Source organism: Agrococcus sp. BE272 (assembly GCF_031457935.1).
Classification (GTDB): domain Bacteria; phylum Actinomycetota; class Actinomycetes; order Actinomycetales; family Microbacteriaceae; genus Agrococcus; species Agrococcus sediminis.
Genome location: NZ_JAVDXL010000002.1, coordinates 720139 through 739129, shown reverse-complemented (window position 1 = coordinate 739129; position 18991 = coordinate 720139). Strand labels below are relative to the sequence as shown.

General features: G+C 70.9%; 18 protein-coding genes and 1 tRNA gene. 10 read left to right on the top strand and 9 right to left on the bottom strand.

Annotation, left to right across the window (positions count from 1 at the left end):
• Positions 1-37: 37 nt before the first annotated feature.
• Both J2X49_RS10010 and J2X49_RS10005 read right to left on the bottom strand, forming a co-directional pair.
• Entirely contained in the window at positions 38-745 is a 708-nt protein-coding gene (locus J2X49_RS10010; RefSeq protein WP_146357438.1) for a TrkA family potassium uptake protein, read from the bottom strand.
• A complete protein-coding gene (locus J2X49_RS10005) occupies positions 738-2105 on the bottom strand; it encodes a potassium transporter TrkG (protein ID WP_310125586.1) in 1368 nt (455 codons plus the stop codon). Before J2X49_RS10005 ends, J2X49_RS10010 begins: the two co-directional genes overlap by 8 nt.
• Positions 2106-2187: 82 nt before the next feature.
• Here J2X49_RS10005 and J2X49_RS10000 point away from each other — a divergent pair.
• The 7 genes from J2X49_RS10000 to J2X49_RS09970 all read left to right on the top strand — a co-directional run bounded on the left by J2X49_RS10000 (position 2188) and on the right by J2X49_RS09970 (position 9926).
• Positions 2188-2263 (top strand) — tRNA-Ala (locus J2X49_RS10000).
• Between the two features lie 342 nt (positions 2264-2605).
• Positions 2606-4582: an ATP-binding protein gene (locus J2X49_RS09995; RefSeq protein ID WP_310125584.1), complete on the top strand. Its 1977-nt coding sequence runs from the start codon at positions 2606-2608 to the stop codon at positions 4580-4582.
• 291 nt (positions 4583-4873) lie between these two features.
• Complete coding sequence (locus J2X49_RS09990; RefSeq protein WP_310125581.1) at positions 4874-5602, top strand: hypothetical protein; 729 nt, start codon at positions 4874-4876, stop codon at positions 5600-5602.
• Between the two features lie 62 nt (positions 5603-5664).
• Positions 5665-6564, top strand: coding sequence for a sugar ABC transporter permease (locus J2X49_RS09985; protein ID WP_310125579.1), 900 nt, complete (start codon positions 5665-5667; stop codon positions 6562-6564).
• Entirely contained in the window at positions 6561-7430 is an 870-nt protein-coding gene (locus tag J2X49_RS09980; RefSeq protein ID WP_146354245.1) for a carbohydrate ABC transporter permease, read from the top strand. Before J2X49_RS09985 ends, J2X49_RS09980 begins: the two co-directional genes overlap by 4 nt.
• A 44-nt stretch (positions 7431-7474) precedes the next feature.
• The gene (locus tag J2X49_RS09975; RefSeq protein ID WP_310125572.1) at positions 7475-8821 is read left to right on the top strand and encodes an ABC transporter substrate-binding protein; all 1347 of its coding nucleotides are present in this window, start codon (positions 7475-7477) and stop codon (positions 8819-8821) included.
• Between the two features lie 28 nt (positions 8822-8849).
• Entirely contained in the window at positions 8850-9926 is a 1077-nt protein-coding gene (locus J2X49_RS09970) for a sn-glycerol-3-phosphate ABC transporter ATP-binding protein UgpC (RefSeq protein ID WP_310125569.1), read from the top strand.
• Between the two features lie 22 nt (positions 9927-9948).
• On the opposite strand, the gene J2X49_RS09965 is transcribed toward J2X49_RS09970, so the two are convergent.
• On the bottom strand, positions 9949-10302 hold the full coding sequence (locus J2X49_RS09965; protein WP_310125567.1) for a YciI family protein: 354 nt from the start codon (positions 10300-10302) through the stop codon (positions 9949-9951).
• Between the two features lie 111 nt (positions 10303-10413).
• Between J2X49_RS09965 and J2X49_RS09960 the strand changes: the two genes are divergently transcribed.
• Positions 10414-10881, top strand: coding sequence for a MarR family transcriptional regulator (locus J2X49_RS09960; RefSeq protein WP_310125565.1), 468 nt, complete (start codon positions 10414-10416; stop codon positions 10879-10881).
• A 14-nt stretch (positions 10882-10895) separates the two neighbouring features.
• Here J2X49_RS09960 and J2X49_RS09955 read toward each other — a convergent pair whose 3' ends face one another.
• The 5 genes from J2X49_RS09955 to J2X49_RS09935 form a co-directional block, all read right to left on the bottom strand.
• Entirely contained in the window at positions 10896-11096 is a 201-nt protein-coding gene (locus J2X49_RS09955; protein WP_310125562.1) for a hypothetical protein, read from the bottom strand.
• A gap of 54 nt (positions 11097-11150) precedes the next feature.
• Complete coding sequence (gene arsA / locus J2X49_RS09950; RefSeq protein WP_396131278.1) at positions 11151-12911, bottom strand: arsenical pump-driving ATPase; 1761 nt, start codon at positions 12909-12911, stop codon at positions 11151-11153.
• A 149-nt stretch (positions 12912-13060) separates the two neighbouring features.
• Positions 13061-13948, bottom strand: coding sequence for a dihydrodipicolinate synthase family protein (locus tag J2X49_RS09945; protein WP_310125557.1), 888 nt, complete (start codon positions 13946-13948; stop codon positions 13061-13063).
• 40 nt (positions 13949-13988) lie between these two features.
• The gene (locus J2X49_RS09940; protein ID WP_310125554.1) at positions 13989-14648 is read right to left on the bottom strand and encodes an HAD family hydrolase; all 660 of its coding nucleotides are present in this window, start codon (positions 14646-14648) and stop codon (positions 13989-13991) included.
• Complete coding sequence (locus tag J2X49_RS09935; RefSeq protein WP_310125551.1) at positions 14638-15372, bottom strand: NYN domain-containing protein; 735 nt, start codon at positions 15370-15372, stop codon at positions 14638-14640. Before J2X49_RS09935 ends, J2X49_RS09940 begins: the two co-directional genes overlap by 11 nt.
• A 121-nt stretch (positions 15373-15493) precedes the next feature.
• Between J2X49_RS09935 and J2X49_RS09930 the strand changes: the two genes are divergently transcribed.
• Both J2X49_RS09930 and J2X49_RS09925 read left to right on the top strand, forming a co-directional pair.
• Positions 15494-16312, top strand: coding sequence for an SDR family NAD(P)-dependent oxidoreductase (locus J2X49_RS09930; protein ID WP_310125548.1), 819 nt, complete (start codon positions 15494-15496; stop codon positions 16310-16312).
• A 178-nt stretch (positions 16313-16490) separates the two neighbouring features.
• Positions 16491-17561, top strand: a complete 1071-nt coding sequence (locus tag J2X49_RS09925) for a zinc-binding dehydrogenase (RefSeq protein ID WP_310125545.1) — start codon at positions 16491-16493, stop codon at positions 17559-17561.
• 20 nt (positions 17562-17581) lie between these two features.
• On the opposite strand, the gene J2X49_RS09920 is transcribed toward J2X49_RS09925, so the two are convergent.
• Positions 17582-18880, bottom strand: a complete 1299-nt coding sequence (locus J2X49_RS09920) for an alpha-amylase family glycosyl hydrolase (RefSeq protein WP_310126035.1) — start codon at positions 18878-18880, stop codon at positions 17582-17584.
• Positions 18881-18991: the final 111 nt, after the last annotated feature.

The window sequence follows — 18991 nt, the reverse complement described above, 5'->3', positions numbered from 1 at the left end:
CCGGGTCGCACGCTCGCCGTCACCCCGAGCGTGAGGCCTACGGCTCGCGGCGCTTCGCGGCCGACGCGGCGAACGCCTCGACCTTGGCGGTCGTACCGTGCACCAGCAGGATGTCGCCGCGCTCGAGTCGCGTCTCGGGGTTGGCGATGACCCAGGCGCCGTCGCGCCGCACGGCGCCGATGCCGATGCCGTGCTTGACCTGCAGGCCGAGCTCGCGCAGCGGCACCGCCAGCAGGTCGAGCGGCGCCTCGAGCCGCACCGCCGCGTAGCCGGCGTCGATCTCGATGAAGTCCTCGAGCGCGCCCCGCACCATGTGGGCGACGCGGCGACCCATGTCGGCCTCCGGCCGCACGACGTGGTGCACCCCCAGCTGGTGCAGGATCAGCGCGTGCCGCTCGTCGAGCGCCTTCGCCCACACCTCCTTGACACCCACGCGCAGCAGCTGGCTCGTGGTGAGGATGTTGGCGGTCACGTCGGTGCCGATCGCCACGACGACGCGGTCGAAGTCGGCCAGGCCCAGCTGCTCGATGAGCTCGGGGCGGGTGGCGTCGCCGGCGACGACGGCGGTCAGCTCGCCGTTCAGCGCCTGCACGACCTGCTCGTCGCCGTCGATGCCGAGCACCTCGGTGCCGTGCGCCATGAGCTCGAGCGCGAGCGCGGTGCCGAAGCGGCCGAGGCCGATGACGGCGACCGAGGTGGCGGAGCCGATCGTCGAGGCGTCGAAGGGGTTGCGGAGCCTAGCCAATGATGGGCCTTTCCTTGGGCAGCTCGTACGCGAGCCTGCGGGGGCGGAGGGCGATCGCGGTCGCGACGGTGATGGGCCCGACGCGGCCGAGGAACATGAGGAGGATGAGGATCAGCTGGCTCGGCGTGCCGACGGCCGCGGTGATGCCGGTCGAGAGACCGACGGTCGCGAACGCCGAGATCACCTCGAAGAGCACGCGGTCGTGGTCGATGTCGGTGAGCAGCATGATCGTGACGGTGGCGGCGTAGCAGAGGCCGACCGACAGCAGCGCGACGGTGGTCGCCTCGCGGTGCACGGCGCGCGAGAGGCGCTTGCCGAAGACGGTGACGGTGGGGTCGCCGCGCACCTCGGCGATGATGATCGCCGCGAGCACGCCGAACGTCGTGATCTTGATGCCGCCCGCGGTGCCCGCCGGGCCTCCGCCGATGAACATCAGCACATCCATCACCAGCAGCGTCTCGGGCTCGAACGCGCCGATGTCGAGCGCGTTGAAGCCGGCGGTGCGCGTCTGCACCGAGTGGAAGAAGGCGTCGAGGATGCGCGTGCCGGTCGGGTGGGCGCCGAGCGAGCCGGGGTTGTTCCACTCGAGGGCCGCGATGGCGACGGTGCCCACGGTCAGCAGCAGCGCCGTGCCGGTGAGCACGAGCCACGTGTGCATCGAGAAGCGGCGCGGGTGTGGCGCGTGCTTCAGGATCTGCATGATGACCGGGAAGCCGAGGCCGCCGATGATGGTCGCGGTCGCGAGGGGCAGCAGGATCCACGGGTCGTCGACGAAGCCCATCAGGTTGTCGCTGAAGAGCGCGAAGCCGGCGTTGTTGAAGCTCGAGACGGCGTGGAACACGCCGAGCCACAGGGCGTGGAGCGGCTCCTCGCCGCGGCCGAGCCAGAAGCGCAGGAAGAGCACGAGCGCGATGGCGCTCTCGACGACGAGCGCGATGGTGCCGATGCTCACGATGAGCCGGCGCAGCTGGCCGATGCCCTCGGCGTGCGCCTCCTGCGCGGTCGTGAGGCGCGAGCCGAGCGTGAGCCGGCGCACGACGAAGATGCCGATGAGGCTCGCGAAGACCATCACGCCGAGGCCGCCGAGCTGGATGAGCACGAGGATCACGCCCTGGCCGAACGGCGTCCAGTAGAGCTCGGTGTCGACGACGGTGAGGCCGGTCACGCACGCGGCGGAGACGGCGGTGAACAGCGCCTCGATCCAGCTCGCGCCGCCCTCGCCCTCCTTCGAGATGGGCAGCATCAGCAGGCCCCAGCCCGTCAGGTTGAGCGCGATGAACCCGGCGAAGATGCGCCTGGCGGGGTGTTGTCGCTCCCAGAGCTGGATCAGCCCCGAGCGGGGCCGGCGGATCGCCTGCACGAGCGACGAGCATACGCCCGCCGATGTGACATCCCGTCACAACGTGTTGTAGAGTTATCGGGTTGCTCCGAGAGCAGCGTGAGGGTCTGTGGCGCAGCTGGTAGCGCACCTGCATGGCATGCAGGGGGTCGGGGGTTCGAGTCCCCCCAGATCCACCAAAACCCGCGGAAATCCGCGGGTTTCTTGGTTCCTGGACGGGACGAATCCGCAAGAACCCCCACAAACCCTCAGAAATGCGTTGCGATGGCCGCCATCAGGCCTGCTGCTAGTGGCGAAGAGACGAAAGCGCCTCGGCCACGTCCGTTGCGCGCGACGGCCGACTGGCTCGCCGACGGGGTCGGATCAACGTCGGCGCAAGGACGTCGGAGGCCGGGTGCACCATGGCGGCATGGCAAACCCCCGTACCAAAGCTTGCGGCCCCCTTCGTGTGGGTAGTGGCCGTCAGCTGACGCCGTTGAGGAAGGGCGTCGGCGACGAACGTGAGCCGTACAGTGAGTAGGGTGAGGGACCTTCCGCTTTCCGCGGGTGGCGATCTAGTCACCCGCCTCGCCCGTGAACGTGACCCGGTTCGCGCCGTTGTCGAACTCGTGTGGAACGCGATCGACGCCGAGGCGAACACCGTCCGCGTTCAGCTGTCACGGACTGACATGGGTGCCATCGAGCGAGTGACGGTCGAAGACGACGGTCACGGCATCACTTCCGACGAGGTGCAGGCGACCTTTGGGCGCATCGGTGGCTCTTGGAAGGCGCTCGCCGCCCGCTCCAAGAACGACAAGCGGGGCCTTCACGGAAGACTCGGCGAGGGCCGCTTGCGCGCCTTCGCGCTCGGATCGCGGGTCACCTGGACCAGCGAGAGCGTGGATACCGCGGGCCGCCATGAGCGAGTCGTCATCGAAGGGGCGAAGGCGCGCGTGGAGCCATTCAGTTGGGACTCGTCGCCCTCAACAGGGACCAAGACGGGCACCGTCGTGACAGCTCTCAATGAGCAGGCGCGAAGCCTTGATTCACTCGTCAGCGACACGACGGTCGCCACGCTTACTTCCCATTTCGCCCCCATGCTGCTCAACGACGAGGCGCTCACGGTGGTTTTCGACGGGACGAAGCTCAACCCGAGCGACGAGATCTTGGACGAGGCAATCCTCGAGGTCGGCCTGGATAGCGACCCCGACGCTAGGATTTCGATCCGCATCATCAGCTGGCGTACCGGCAAACACCGTGCGGTCTACTTCGGCGAAGACGCTGAGCGTTTCGTCGTCGAGATGTCCGGCACGGAACTCGAGAGTCAAACCGCCTACTCCGCGTACGTGACCTGGGCAGGTTTCGACGCCGACTCGCTCTCTGAAATAGGGCTCGGAGACATGGCAGCCGACCCCGCAGGTGCCGTCTGGCGTGCAACGAGAACGGCTGTGCGAGAGCACTTCGCGTCCCGTCGGAGGTTGCGACGCCGCGACCAGATCGACGAGTGGAAGTCGAAGGGGATCTACCCATACGAGACGGAACCTGTGACCGAAGCCGATAAGGCGGAGCGCGCCGTCTTCGATATCGTCTCCAGCGCCCTCATCCCTCAGATTCCCAAGCGCAAGGACGGGGCACAGCTGACTCTCAATCTACTGCGAGACGCACTGAGAACAGACCCGGAGAACTTGGCGCTCTTGGTCAGCGAGTTCGTCGCGCTCACTGAGCAAGATCGCCAGGCGCTGACCAAGTTGCTGAGTGAAACAACCCTGGCCGGTGTCATCCGTGCCGCTAACCTCGTTACGAGCCGCACCAAGTTCCTTGCTGGTCTCGAGCATCTGCTCTTCGACCCTGAGGACTCGAAGAAGGTCGGCGAGCGAGATCACCTTCACAAGATCCTTGAACAAGAGCTTTGGATCTTCGGTGAGGAGTTCCACTTCATGACCAGCGAGCGCGGGCTCACGCAGATGTTGCGCACGCACTTGCAGCTCGAGGGGCTTCCGAGCGCGACGGTCGAGCCGGTCAAGCGTTGGGACGGCAAGACGGGTCGCACTGACCTCCACCTCGCAGTCAAGGCCAAGGAGCACGACCGCGTTCGTCATTTGGTCGTGGAGTTGAAGGCGCCTGATATCACGGCAGGGCGGACCGAGCGGAATCAGATCGAGGACTACATCAACGTAGTAGTCGATAACGCCGCTTTCGCGAGCGACCGGTCGGTTTGGGAGTTCATCCTCGTGGTGACGGACTACGACGGCGTCATGGACAACTCGATTATCGGGTCCGATCGGGGCCTCGGTTTGGTTTTTGAACCAGACAAGAAGCCGGGCCGTCCAGCCGCGCGCGCTTACGTGCGCCGCTGGAGGGACATCATCGACGAGAACAAGCGCCGCCTTGACTTCGTCACCAATTCGCTCGAGTTCGATCCCTCGCTTGCCGACGGCCTCGCGTTCATACGCGAAGAGTATGGCGAGATGATGCCCGATGACGTCGGCGATGGCGCGGAAGCAAACGGCGAGAAGTGACGCTAGGGACCCGATGCGAGCGGGTCGGAGACTGCCTCTGGACGGTTGCAGTGCGGGCGTCGGCACTCCCCAGATTTCTGAAACGCTGCCGGGTTAGTGCCGGGCTCCGACGGGGTGTCGGGGGTTCGAGTCCCCCCAGATGCACCCTCCACATTCGACAAGACGAAGCCCCGGCCGCTCGCCAGTCGGGGCTTCCGTCATGCGTGACAAGGCCGCGCACAGCCCCGAATCGCATACCTGGCACGCGGCGAGTGCCCGGCCTAGCCTGAGGGCGAGCGGGCGGAGACGGCCATGGCAGCAGCAGGTGAGCGCGACGCAGGGGCCGATACCTCCTGGCTGGGCGTGATGCGGCTCGGGGGAGCGGCGGCGATCGTGGTGCTCGCGATGATCCCGATCCAGGCTGCAGTGTTCCTCCTGCACCCGCCGCCGAGCACGGTCGAGGGTCTGTTCGAGGAGTTCCAGCAGCAGCCGCTCCTCGGCCTGCTCGACCTCGATCTGCTGCTGACGCTCGACTACCTCGTGATGATCCCGTTCTACCTCGCGCTCTACGCCTCGCTGCGTCGCGTCGCGCAAGCCTGGGGGCTGCTCGCCTTGGTGGTCGGGCTCATCAGCGTGACGCTGTTCGTGGTCACCCGTGAGGCGACCTTCTCGATGTGGATGCTGAGCGAGCGGTTCGCAGACGCTCCCGCCTCCGAGCAGGCTGCACTGCTCGCGAGCGGCGAGACGTTGATGACGCTCTACGACGGCGGCACGTTCGCGACCAGCTACGTGCTGGGCGCAGTCAGCACGCTCGTCTTCTCCGCCACGATGTGGCGCCAGCGCGTGTTCGGGCGCGCTCCCGGCATCGTCGGCGTGGTCACCGGGATGACGATGCTCGTGCCCGCGAACGTCGGTGCGGTCGGACTGGTCATCGCGATGCTGAGCCTCATCCCCACGGCCGTGTGGCTCGTGCTGCTGGCACGGAGCCTGCTGCGGGCGCGCCGTGCGGCAGCGACATCCGAGCACGCCCGGTTCACCTAGCCCACCCCTGCGGGACGGCCGCACGACAGTTGCGGTTCAACCCGGCTGGAGAGTGTCGGCGGGTGCCCACCGCCAACCCGCATCGTCAGCGCCAGCGGCGCCGCGATGCGCTCGTCTTCCTGGCGTTCGCGGGACCCAACCTGCTGCTCATCGCCGCGTTCGTCTACTACCCGCTGCTGAGCAACGCGTACTTCTCGACGCTCAACTGGCGCATGGGCGCGACGAGCGCCACGAGCGCCGGCATCGACAACTACATCCGCCTGTTCACCTCGCCGCAAGGTGCCGAGATGTGGCGCGTGACCATCACGTTCACCGTCGTCACCGTGGTCGCCTCGATGGTGCTCGGGCTGCTCGTCGCGCTCGCGCTGGGCCGCCGCATCCCCGGCGTCACCGCCGGCCGCACCGCGATCTTCTCGCCCTACGTGCTCTCGGGCGTCGGCGTCGGCATGGTGTGGAACTTCATCTTCGACCCGCAGCTCGGCGTGCTCGGCCACGTGCTGCGCGCCTTCGGCGCCCGTTCGCCGGAGTGGTACCTCGACGCCGACCTCGCGCTCGTCATGGTGATCGTCGTCTACGTCTGGAAGCACCTCGGATTCTGCGCCGTCGTGTTCCTCGCCGGGCTGCAGTCGATCCCGACCGACCTCATCGAGGCGGCCCGCATCGACCGGGCCGGCGCGCTCACGCGCTTCTTCAAGCTCACCCTGCCGCTGCTGTCGCCGACCGTCTTCTTCCTGACGGTGACGACCATCCTCAGCTCGATGCAGGCCTTCGACATCCTGAAGATCATGACGCCGTCGGGGAACGGCACCAACACGATCGTCTTCGAGCTGTTCCTGCAGGGCTTCGGGCCGTATCAGAACGCCGGCTACGCCGCCGCGATCTCGGTCGTGCTCTTCGTCGTGCTGTTCGCCATCACCGCCTTCCAGATGCGGTTCGTCGAGCGGCGGGTGCACTACGCATGAGCTCCACCCACCTCGCCGACTGGCGGCAGGCGTTCTCCCGCCGCAACCTGCTCGCGACCGTGCTCGGCGGCTACCTGCCGATCCTGCTCGCCGTCGCGATCATCGTGCTGCCGCTGCTGTGGATGGCGATCGCCTCCTTCAAGCCGCCGGGCGAGATCATCACCACGCAGCCGACGCTCTGGCCGCAGGAGCCGAGCCTCGACAACTACCGGCACGTCGCCGACACCGTGCCGCTGCTCACCGTGCTGCGCAACAGCCTGATCGTGACCATCGTCGGCTCGGCCATCAAGGTCGTGCTCGCCATCACGACCGCCTACGCGCTCGTCTTCGTCGACTTCCGCTTCGCGCACGCGGTCTTCATCGCGATCCTCGTCGCGCTCATGGTGCCGCCCGAGGCGGCGCTGCTGCCGAACTACATGACCATCTCGGCGCTCGGCGGGCGCAACACGCTCTGGGGCATCATCCTGCCGGGCCTCGGCACGGCGTTCGGCACGTTCCTCCTGCGGCAGCAGTTCAAGACGCTGCCGAAGGATCTGCTCGAGGCGGCCAAGCTCGACGGCGCCGGCCACCTGAAGCGCCTCTGGCGCATCGTGGTGCCCGTCTCGGCACCCACGATCGCGACCGTCGCGCTCGTGACGATCGTGGGGGAGTGGAACAGCTTCATGTGGCCACTCATCATCACCGACTCCGTCGACACGATGACGCTGCCCGTGGGCCTCAACCTCCTGCAGTCGATCGAGGGGCAGACCGGCAGCTACGGCTACCTCATGGCCGGCGCCGTGCTCGTCATCGTCCCCGTGCTCGTCGTCTTCGCCGCCCTGCAGCGCTTCATCGTGAGCGGGCTCACGCAGGGCGCCGTCAAGTGAGCCTCCCTGACCGACCATCGACCAACCCACACCGAGGAGCATCCATGTCCCACCGCATCCGCCAGACGCGAGCGAAGCGCGTCACCACCACCGTCGCGGCGCTCGGCGTCGCCGCGCTCGGCCTCACCGCCTGCGGGCCCGCCGTCGGCGCGACCGACGCAGGCGCGGCCGCCGAGGTCGACTGGGCCTCGATCGAGCCGGCCGAGTCGATCAGCTTCTGGACCAACCACCCGGGCGGATCGCAGGAGATCGAGCAGCAGCTCGTCGACGGCTTCACCGAGGAGACCGGCATCGAGGTGGAGATCGTCACCGCCGGTGCCAACTACGAGGAGGTCTCGCAGCGCTTCCAGACCGCGCAGACCTCGGGCGACGTGGGCGACCTCGTCGTGATGTCGGATGCCACCTGGTTCACCAACCACGTGAACGGCTCGCTGCTCGCGCTCGACGACGCCTTCGCCGCAGCCGGCGGCGACACCAGCACCTACAACGAGACGCTCTTCGACGACTACCTCTACGAGGACGCGCACTACGCGGTGCCGTACGCCCGCTCGACGACGATCTACTACTACAACGCCGACCACTACGCCGAGGCGGGCCTCACCGCGGCGCCCACGACGTGGGAGGAGGTGCGCGAGCACTCGCTGGCCCTCGTCGACGCCGGCGTCACCGACACTGCGTTCAGCTTCCCGCCCGCCGAGGACTACCCGGCGTGGATGATGAACAACCTCGTCTGGGGCTACGGCGGCGGCTGGTCGGACGAGTGGGATGCGAGCGCGGTGACGAGCGACGGCACCGTCGAGGCCGTGCAGTTCGCGCAGGACGCCGTGCAGGACGGCTGGGCGAACGTGTCGAGCGGCTCGCCCGCCGACGACTTCGCGGCCGGCGCGACGAGCCAGTTCATCGGCTCGACCGGCTCGCTCGGCGGCGTCACCGAGACGGCCGGCTTCGAGGTGGGCGTCGCCTTCCTCCCCGGCGGCCCCGTCGAGCAGGAGCTCGTCGTGCCCACCGGCGGCGCCGGCGTCGCCATCTCGGCCGCCTCGACGCCCGAGGAGCAGCTCGCCGCGGCGATGCTCGCCGACCACCTGACGAGCGCCGAGAACACCGTCGCGTTCTCGAGCCAGACGGGCTACATGCCGGTGCGCTCCGACGCCGACGCGAGCGCGCTGTACGCCGAGAACCCCAACTTCGAGGTCGCGGTCGAGCAGCTCGAGAGCCGCACGCGCACGCAGGACTACCTGCGCGTCTTCCTGCCCGGCGGCGACCTGGCGCTCGCGACCGCGCTGCAGCGCATCCTCACCACCGACGCCGACGTGGAGGAGTCGCTCGCGGCGCTCCAGGCCGAGCTGGAGGGCCTCTACGAGAACGACCTGCGGCCCCAGCTCGAGGGCTGACGACCGCACCTCACGGAAACGGATCACTATGGTCAACGTCTCGCTGCACGACGTCACGCTCACCTACCCGGGGGCCTCGAGGCCCTCGATCGACGCCATCGACCTCGAGATCGAGCACGGCGAGCTGCTCGTGCTCGTCGGCCCCTCCGGGTGCGGCAAGTCGACGACGCTGCGCGCGCTCGCCGGGCTCGAGTTCCCCGACACGGGCAGCATCGCCTTCGGCGACCGCGACGTGACGGGCCTCGACGGCAGCAGGCGGGACGTTGCCATGGTGTTCCAGAGCTACGCGCTCTACCCGCACATGACGGTGGCCGGCAACATCGAGTTCTCGCTGAAGAACGCGAAGGTGCCGGCCCCCGACCGGCAGCGGCTCGTCGCCGAGGCCGCAGGGCTGCTCGAGCTGGACGAGCTGCTCGACCGCAAGCCGCGCGAGCTCTCGGGCGGGCAGCGGCAGCGGGTCGCCATGGGGCGGGCGATCGTGCGCCGCCCCGCGGTGTTCCTCATGGATGAGCCGCTGTCCAACCTCGACGCCAAGCTGCGCGTGCAGACGCGCGGCCAGATCGCGGCGCTGCAGCGCACCCTCGACGTCACGACCGTCTACGTCACCCACGACCAGACCGAGGCGATGACGATGGGCGACCGCGTCGTCGTCATGAACCACGGCCGCATCGAGCAGGTCGGCACGCCCCGCGAGCTCTACGACGAGCCCGAGACGCTCTTCGTCGCCGGCTTCATCGGCTCGCCGCAGATGAACCTCGTCGAGGGGGAGTGGTCGGATGCGCAGGGCGCGCAGGTGGGCGGGCTGCGGCTGCCGTTCCACCCGTCGTCGCCGCACTCGGGCACGGCGCTGACCTACGGCATCCGCCCCGAGGACCTCGAGATCGTCGCCGAACCGGGCGGCGACGACTCGCTCGTGCGCATCGCGGTCGAGCTCGTCGAGGAGCTCGGCTCCGACACCTTCGTCTACGGCTCCGGCCACGGCGCGCGCTGGACCGCGCGGCTGCCGAAGGGCGCGCACCCGGCGATCGGGAGCGAGCTCGCCTTCGCGGTGCGCCCGTCGAGCGTGCTCGCGTTCGAGCCGTCGACCGGGCACCGCATCCGCTGACGTCGCTCGCCTCGGCCGCGGCTCAGCCCTCGGCGACCGGGCGGATCTCGACGCCGCCGTGACCCGCGCGCGACTCGTGCAGCAGGCTCGCGAGCGCCTTGGCCTCGTCGAGCCCGGCGGCCTCCAGGAGGTAGTAGCCGCCGAGCGTCGCGCCGTTCTCGGCGAGCGGTCCGGCGGTCGCGGACGGCTCACCGCCCGCCGGCCCGCGCAGCGTGACGACCGCGCTCGGCGGCTCGAGCTCGCCTGTGTCGAGGATCGCCTCGCTGGCCGCCTCCGCGAGCGCGCGGTGGCCGTCCATCAGCCGCCGCTCCTCCTCCGGCGGCATCGACGCCCACGCCGCCTCGTCGCCGTAGATGAGCACCAGGTACTTCGCCATGTCGTATTCCCTCCTTCGCACCGAGTCGTGCTGCTCTGACGACGGATGCGGTCGCTCAGCGAGGACACCATAGGCCGCTGCCGGATGCGTCGGGGCGCCTAGGATTGCAGGATGGCCGTCGACGACATGCAGGCGCATGCGCAGGACGACCTCGCGCTCGAGCGGCAGGTGTGCTTCGCGCTGTCGGTCGCGTCGCGGAGCGTCGTCGGCGCCTACCGCCCGGTGCTCGAGCCGCTCGGCCTGTCGCATCCCCAGTACCTCGTGATGCTGGCGCTCTGGGGCTCCCGGCCGCTGTCGCTGCGGCAGCTGAGCGAGCAGCTGCGGCTCGAGCCCGCGACGCTGTCGCCGCTCGTGAAGCGGCTCGAGGCTGCGGGGCTCGTGGAGCGGTCGCGACGCGCCGACGACGTGCGCACGCTCGACATCACGCTGACCGAGCGGGGCGTGGCGCTCCGCGAGCAGGCGCTCGCGGTGCCGACCACGATGGCCGAGCGGCTCGGGCTCGACCGCGACGAGCTCGCGCAGCTGCACCAGCTGATGACGCGGCTGATCGCGGCGGTGGATGCGCAGTCGGCCGGGTAGCCGACGGGGCTGCGTCAGGCGTTGAGGAGCGCGACGAGCGCGACGATGCCCCCGGTGATGCCGGCGAGCGTGAGCCCGCCCGCGGTGAACGCGACCACCTTCCACGCGAGGGCGTCGCCGCGCGTGAAGCTCTGCGGGTCGCGCGGGCGGGGCTGCGCGGGCGGTGTGGCGACGTCGGTCTGCTGCATGGTCGGGCCCGGCTCCTCGATGATCATCCGCTCGGATGGTTAGGGCACTAAGCATAACCCGAGCGACGTGCCGGTGGGGGATCAGTCGTCCGCGCCGCGCCCCTCGGCCAGCGCGAGCAGCCGGGCGGCGCCCACCGGCTCGTGCGCGAGCAGCGGCACCGACGCCACCCGGTCGGCGAGCTCGCGCACCCGGGCGATCTGCTCGAGCTCGTGGTGCGCGCGCATCGCGAGGAACGGCGAGCGAGGCTGCGCGGCCGCGATCGAGCTGTTCACGACCCACGCCCACGGGTGGATGCCGGCGCGCTCCAGGCCGACCTGGAGCGCCTCGGCCTCGAGCACGGGCGTCGTCTCCGCGAGCGTGACCAGGAGCACCTTCGTGCGCGCCGGATCCTGCAGGCGCATCAGCGGTGTGACGAAGCTGCCCCTGTCGCCGATCTGCCGCGCGATGTCGCGGTGGTAGGAGCCGGCCGTGTCGAGCAGCAGCAGCGTGTGGCCGGTGGGGGCGGTGTCGATGACGACGAAGCGCCGCCGTGACTCGTGGATGGCCCGGGAGAACTCGTGGAAGACGGCGACCTCGTCGGTGCAGGGCGACATGAGGTCCTCCGCGAGCGCCGCGCGCTCGTCGTCGCTGAGGCCCTTCCCCCTCGTCGCCATGGCGTGGGCCCGGTAGCGCTGGACCGCCTCGTCGGGATCGATGCGCGCGACGGTGAGGTGCTCGACGTCGCCCGCGAGCGTCTCCGTCAGGTGCGCGGCGGGGTCGGTCGTGGTGAGCAGCACGTCGTGGCCGCGCTGCGCGAGCGCGACGGCGACGGCGGCGGCGATCGTCGTCTTGCCGACGCCGCCCTTGCCCATGCACAGCACGAGACCGTGGCCATCCCGCTCCATCTGGTCGATGAGCGCCGAGAGCGGCGCGTGCATCGCGGTGGCCGCCTGCGGGGACCCGGTCGCTGCGGTCGGCGCCGTCGCCGAGGCGAAGAGCGACGACAGTGCCTCGACCCCGACCATGTTGCGCGGCTGCAGGTCGATGAGGTCTCGCGGCAGCGCCGCGATGGCGGGCGGGATCGCCGCGAGCGCCGCGGCCTCCCTCGCGCGCACCGCGACCCCGATGGGCTCGTCGCCCGCCGCCTCGGGCAGCACGCCGTTGATCACGACGGAGGCCTCGCGCATGCCGATGCTCGCGAGCTCGGTGAAGGTGCGATCGATCTCCTGCAGCGAGGATCGCTGCGCTCGGCTCACGAGCACCAGTCGGGTGCGCGCCGGGTCGGTCAGCGCGCGCACGGCCTCCGCGTACGTCGCCTTCTGCTTCTCGAGGCCCGAGAGCGGCCCGAGGCACGATGCGTCGCCGCCCGTCGTCAGGTACTCCGTCCAGGAGCCCGGCAGCTGCAGCAGCCGCAAGGTGTGCCCGGTCGGCGCGGTGTCGAAGAGGATGTGGTCGACGCCACCCGACGCATCCGCGTCGGTCAGGAGGCCCGTGAACTCGTCGAAGGAGGCGATCTCGGTCGTGCACGAGCCCGAGAGGCTCTCGGTGAGCGAGGCGATCTCGCCGGGCGGCAGCAGGTCGCGCACCGGCGCGATCATGCGCTCGCGGTAGGCGTCGGCAGCCTGCTCGGGGTCGATCTCGAGCGCCGACAGCCCCGGCACGTCGGGGATCGCCGTGATGGCGTTGCCGATCGTCACGCCGAACACCTGGCCGATGTTGGAGGCGGGGTCGGTGCTCACGAGCAGCACCCGCTTGCCGGAGGCGGTGAGCCGCAGCGCGGTGGCGCACGCGACGGACGTCTTGCCGACCCCGCCCTTGCCGGTGAAGAACACGAAGCGGGGCAGGTCGTCGAGGAACCGCAGCGGGGCGGCGCCGGGGCGGGTCGTCGGCTCCTGCGCCTCGAGGTCGCCGTCGGCCGGGGGAGCGGGCTGCGTCATACGGCCATTCTGGTCGTGTCCACCGAGCAGGTCGATGGCGCTTCCGGACGTGACGCCGCGTCCGCCGCGGAGCGTCAGCGCAGGTCGAGCTCCGCGAGCGCCTCGCACACGCGCATCCGCCCCTCCTCGTCGAGGCCGCGGAGGGGGAGCGGCAGGCTGCCCGGGTGCGCGAGGCCCACCTCCTCGGCGATCGCGGCCACCACGCGGTTGCTGCCGTGCGCGGCGAAGAGGTCCCAGATCGGCTGCAGCCGCGCCGACTCGGCCTCCGCCTGGTCGCGCTCGCCGGCCTGCGCGGCGCGGGTGATCCGCAGCGCGGGCGAGGGGAGCGTGCCGCCGATGACCGAGTACCAGGCGTCGCAGCCGCCGTTCAGGGCGCGCGCGGCGAAGGCGTCGCCGGAGATGCCGATCGTCACGTGCGCGGGCACGACGTCGCGGATCTGCGCCACGCGCTGCTCCGCCGTCACGCCCGCCGGCAGCCCGGGGATCTTGATCGACGCGACCCCGCGCAGCGCGGCGATGCGGCCGTAGAGCGCGTCGGTGAAGGTGAAGTGCGTGGTGCCGGGGTTGTCGTAGACGACGAGCGGCACGGGCAGGTGCTCGAGCACATCGGCGTAGAAGCCGTAGGCGTCGTCGTCGGTGAGCGCCTGGTAGGTGAGGGGCGCGAGCAGCACGGCCTGCGCTCCGGCGTCGACGGCGTCGCGGGCGAAGGCGATCGCGTGCGAGGTGCGGAGCGCTCCGATGCCTGCGATGACCGGGGTGCCGCCGGCGGCCTCGACGGCCGCGCCGACGACGCGCTGCCGCTCGTCGCGGTCGAGGTAGGCGTAGGAGCCTGTCGAGCCGAGCGCGGTGATGGAGTCGACGCCGCTCTCGGCCAGCATCGCCACGATGCGGCTGAACGCGGCGAGGTCGAGGCGGTCGTCGCGCAGCGGTGTGAGGGGGAAGGCGCTCAGGCCGGTGAACATCGTGGGTCCTCGCTTCGTCTCGATCTCCAGGATGCCCGCCTCAAGCCAATCGCTCGACCGCCAAGCCGGACGCGAGGTAGCGCGCCGCCGAGTGCCGCGAGGGCGCGACGAGCACGACGGATGCGGCGGCCTGGGCCGTGGGGAAGTCGTCGAACGAGTCGGTCCAGAAGCGTCGCCGCTCGACGTCGATCCCGGCCTCCCGCAGCGCCGCGAGCTTGCCCTCGCCGCGGATGTGCCGGTCGAAGACCGGGCCGGTCTCGGTGAAGCGGAGGGTGGATGCGAGCAGCAGGTCGTGCTCGACGCCGGCGGCCGCGAGGAACGCGCCGGCGAGGCGATGCTCGGAGCCGGTGGCGACGACGATGTGCGCGCCGGCGCGGCGCGCCTCGGCAGCCACCTCGACCATCGAGGCGCGTGCGGCGACGCGGCCGAGCCGCGTGCCGACGTCGTGGGCGAGCGCGTCGTACATCGGCTCGGTGACGCCGCGCAGCAGGCTCCGGGCGACCTCGCGGGAGGCGGCGGCGTGGCGCGGCACGTCGTGCCCGGCGCGCACCCAGCGCACGAGGACGGGCGTGCTGCGCACGCCCACGAGCGGCGAGCGCCGCGCGGCCGCCACGAGCAGCGTGGCGAACGTGTCGCGCGTGGAGAGCACGCCGTCGAGGTCGAGGACGACGTCGGTTATTGGCCCGTTCTCAGTCGCCATTCTTCTGCTTCACACGAACTCGGTGGCCACCAACTGGCCGAGTCTCGACGATGAAGAGCTCCGTGGCTCCGACGAGTTCCGACAGCTTTGCGTAGCCCCAGTTCCGCGAGTCGAAGTCCGGCTGCTGCTTTCGCATGAGCTGTCCGACGGTGGAGAGGACTGCCCAACCATCCTCTCCGGAGGCGGTGGTCACGGAAGTCCGCAGTCCCGCGACGAGCTTCGCGTCGCTGCGCAGTTTCGCCGTCACGACGGGAGCGCTCGCGGGCGGCTTGCTTTCGGCAGCGGGCTCCTCGAGCACGTCGAGATAGGTGAACTGGTCGCACGCGTTGCGGAACGACTCCGGCGTCTTCCGCTCGCCGAACCCGTACACCGTGACGCCGGTCTCCCGGATGCGGGACGCGAGCCGCGTGAAGTCGGAGTCGGACGACACGATGCAGAAGCCGTGGAACCGCCCGGTGTAGAGCAGGTCCATCGCGTCGATGATGAGTGCGCTGTCGGTCGCGTTCTTGCCCTTGGTGTTGGCGAACTGCTGCATCGGCTGGATGACGTGCTCACTGGCGGCCTTCTTCCAGCCGCTGAGGTTCTGTGCTGTCCAATCGCCGTACACGCGCTTCACCGACGTGGTGCCGAACCGCGCGACCTCCGTGAGCACCGCACCGATCTTCGCGGGCGGGACGTTGTCGGCGTCGACGAGGACGGCCAGGAGGTCGTTGGGCTGCGCCATGGGGACAGCATGGCAGTGGTCGGCGCGGTCGCCTCGCGCAAGCGCTCCGCGTCACCTGCCTGCCGAGGCGCCCGTGACAGGATGTGCCGGCGGCGCAGGCAGCGCCGCAGGAGAGGCACGGATGTCGCGCACGATCGTCATCACCGGTGCGAGCGACGGCATCGGCGCCGCCGCGGCGCGGAAGCTGCACGCACTGGGGGAGCAGGTGGTGGTCGTCGGCCGCTCGCCGGAGCGCACCGCCGCGGTCGCCGCCGAGCTCGGCGCGCCGCACTTCGTCGCCGACTTCGCCGAGCTCGCGCAGGTGCGCCGCCTCGCCGACGAGCTGCTGCAGCGCTTCCCCGAGATCCACGTGCTCGCGAACAACGCCGGCGGCATCATGGGCGAGCGCGCGCTCACCGTCGACGGCTACGAGCGGACCTTCCAGGTCAACCACCTCGCGCCGTTCCTCCTCACCACGTTGCTGCTCCCGGCGCTGACCGCGGGGCGCGCGACGGTGATCCAGACCGCGAGCCAGGCCGCTCGCGTCTTCGCGCGCTTCGACATCGACGACCTGCAGAACGCGCGCAGGTATCGCGCCGATCGTGCCTACGGCAACGGCAAACTCGCGAACATCCTCTTCACCCGCGAGCTGCAGCGCCGCTACGGCGATGAGGGCATCGCGGCAGTCTCGTTCCACCCGGGCATCGTCGCCACGAGCTTCGCGAGCGACACGAACCACGTCATGCGGTGGATCTACCACACGCCGCTCAGGCGGCTCTTCACCATCTCGGCTGAGCGGGCCGCCGACGACCTCGTCTGGCTCGCCCAGGGCACGCCGGGCACCACGTTCGTGCCGGGCGAGTACTACGACGCCCGCCGCATCGCGACGCAGGTCAACCCCGACTCGGTCGACCCGGTGCTCGCCGAGCAGCTGTGGGACCGCTCCGCCGCGATGGTCTGACCGGCGGCGGCGCGGGCCGGCCGCGCCGACCGACCGGCGCCCGACGGCGTCACCAGAAGCGGATGCATCCGCGATCCGCCACGAGCAGCGGAGAGATCGTCCGCGATCCGTGACCGATCCGCTGCTCGTGACCGCAGCGCCGCTCCGCGGCCCGCCCGCCACCTGCGAGGATCGAGCCATGCGCGCCCTCGTCCTCGACGACATCCGCTCGGCCCCGGTCGTCCGCGACGTGCCGACGCCGGTCGCCCCGCTCGGCGGCGTCGTCGTGCAGGTGCTCGCGACCGGGCTCTGCCGCAGCGACTGGCACGCGTGGGCCGGCCACGACGAGATCGCCTTCCCGCACGTGCCGGGGCACGAGCTCGCGGGCGTCGTGAGCCAGGTCGGCGAGGGCGTGCACCGCTGGCAGGTCGGCGACCGCGTGACGGTGCCCTTCGTGTGCGGCTGCGGCACATGCGAGTGGTGCCTCGCCGGCGACGCGCAGGTATGCCCTGACCAGCAGCAGCCCGGCTTCACGCACTGGGGCTCGTTCGCCGAGCAGGTGGCGCTGCACGCCGCCGACGCCAACCTCGTCGCCATCCCCGACGGCGTCGACTTCGCGACCGCGGCGAGCCTCGGCTGCCGCTTCGCGACCGCCTACCGTGCCCTCGCAGGCCGCGCGCGCGTCGCCGCAGGGGAGTGGGTCGCCGTCGTCGGCGCGGGCGGCGTGGGCCTCAGCGCCGTCATGATCGCGCGCGCCCTCGGCGCCCGGCCGATCGCGATCGATCGCAACCCGGCGGCGCTCGAGCTCGCGCTGCGGCTCGGCGCCGAGCACGCGATCCTCGCCGACGGCCGCGACATCCCGGCCGAGGTGGCCGCCATCACCGGCGGCGGCAGCCACGTGGCGGTCGACGCCGTCGGCAGCGAGCAGACGGCGTCGGATGCGGTGCTGAGCCTGCGCAGGCGCGGCCGGCACGTGCAGATCGGCCTGCTCCCGCCGGTCGACGGGCATCCGCGCGTGCCCATGTCGCGGGTGATCGCGTGGGAGCTCGACCTGCTCGGCAGCCACGGCATGGCCGCGGCCGACTACCCGGGCATGCTCGCGCTCATCGCCTTGGGGGCACTGCAGCCGCAGCTGCTCGTCGAGCGCACGGTCGGGCTCGAGGAGGCGGCGGCGCTCCTGCCCGGCTTCGACCGCTCGACCGCAGCGGGGATCACGATGATCGATCCGCGGCTGTCGGCCGCCGGCGGGGCGGCGGCCGGCGCGCGCTGACCCGCGTCAGCCGACCTGCGTCAGCTGAGCACCGCCCAGCCTCGGGCCGCGAGCCGCACGACCTCGCCCTCCACCTCGCCCGCACCGGCCTCGACCGCGGTCGCGTCGGCGCACGGCAGCTCGACCGGCTCGTCGCCGAGGTTGAGCGCCGTCACGACCCGGTCGTCGTGCGTGCCGGTGCGCAGCACGATCGCGGTGTTCTCGACGTGCAGCACGTCGGTGTGGGCGCGGTGCAGCCACGGGTGCCGGCGCCGCAGCGCGAGCAGCGCCCCGTGCGCGTCGTAGACGGCCGCGGCGGCAGGCTCCAGCGAGTCGGGCGCGGGAGGCGCCGCCGGGAACTCGGGCCGCACCGCGTCATCGCCGCCGATGCGCTCCTCCTTCTCGCCGACCCATCCGTACTCGTCGCCGGCGTACACCGACGGCGTGCCCGCGACGGTGCAGAGCACCGCGACCGCGTGCGGCACGAGGTCGACGCCGACCGCCGAGGCGATGCGCGTGACGTCGTGGTTGCCGACGAACGTGCTCGGCGCCGAGTCGGCGAGCAGCGCGTTGTGGCGCTCGAGCGCGTGCGCGAGCTCGAAGCAGTTGCCGTCGGCGAAGCCGTGCCAGATGCCCTGCCACAGCTCGTACTGCGTGAGCGAGTCCATCGTCGACTCGCGCACGATCGCGGCGGCGTCGCCGTGGATCACCTCTCCCGACACGTACGCATCCGGGAACCGCTCGCGCACCCGCGGCAGCACCTTCGCCCAGAACGCCGGCGGCACGGCGTAGGCCGCGTCGAGGCGCCACGCGTCGATGCCGCGCTCGAGCCAGTGCGCCATGACCTCGACGACCAGGTCGACGACCGCATCCGAACCGTGGTCGAGCGCGACCAGCTGGTCGTGCCCCTCGAAGACGTCGGCGCGCACGGCGTCGCCCGGCGACCACCCCTCCCAGTCGACGCGGAAGAGGCCGGCCGTCGGCGCATCCGGCCCCTCCTGCTCGAGGGCGCGGAACGCCGGGTGCTCGCGGCCGACGTGGTTGAAGACGCCGTCGAGCATCACGCGGATGCCGCGCTCGCGGCACGCGTCGATGAGGCGCTGCAGGTCGTCCTCGTCGCCGAGCCGCGGGTCGACGCGCAGGTGGTCGACAGTGTCGTAGCCGTGCGTCGACGACGCGAAGACCGGCCCGAGCTGCAGGCCGTTGAGCCCCAGCTCGAGCACGTGGTCGAGCCACGCCTCGATGCGGCCGAGCCGGTGCTCGACGGCGTCGGGACCGGGCGTCTCCTCGGGCCGGATCGGCGCGCCGACGAAGCCGAGCGGGTAGACGTGCCACCACATGACGTGGTCGACCCATGCGGGCTCCTCATGGGCCAGCACGGAGTCGGATGCGCCGCCGGGGGCGGCGTCGTCGGGGGTCGGATGCGTCGGGTCGGTCATGGCTCCATCCTG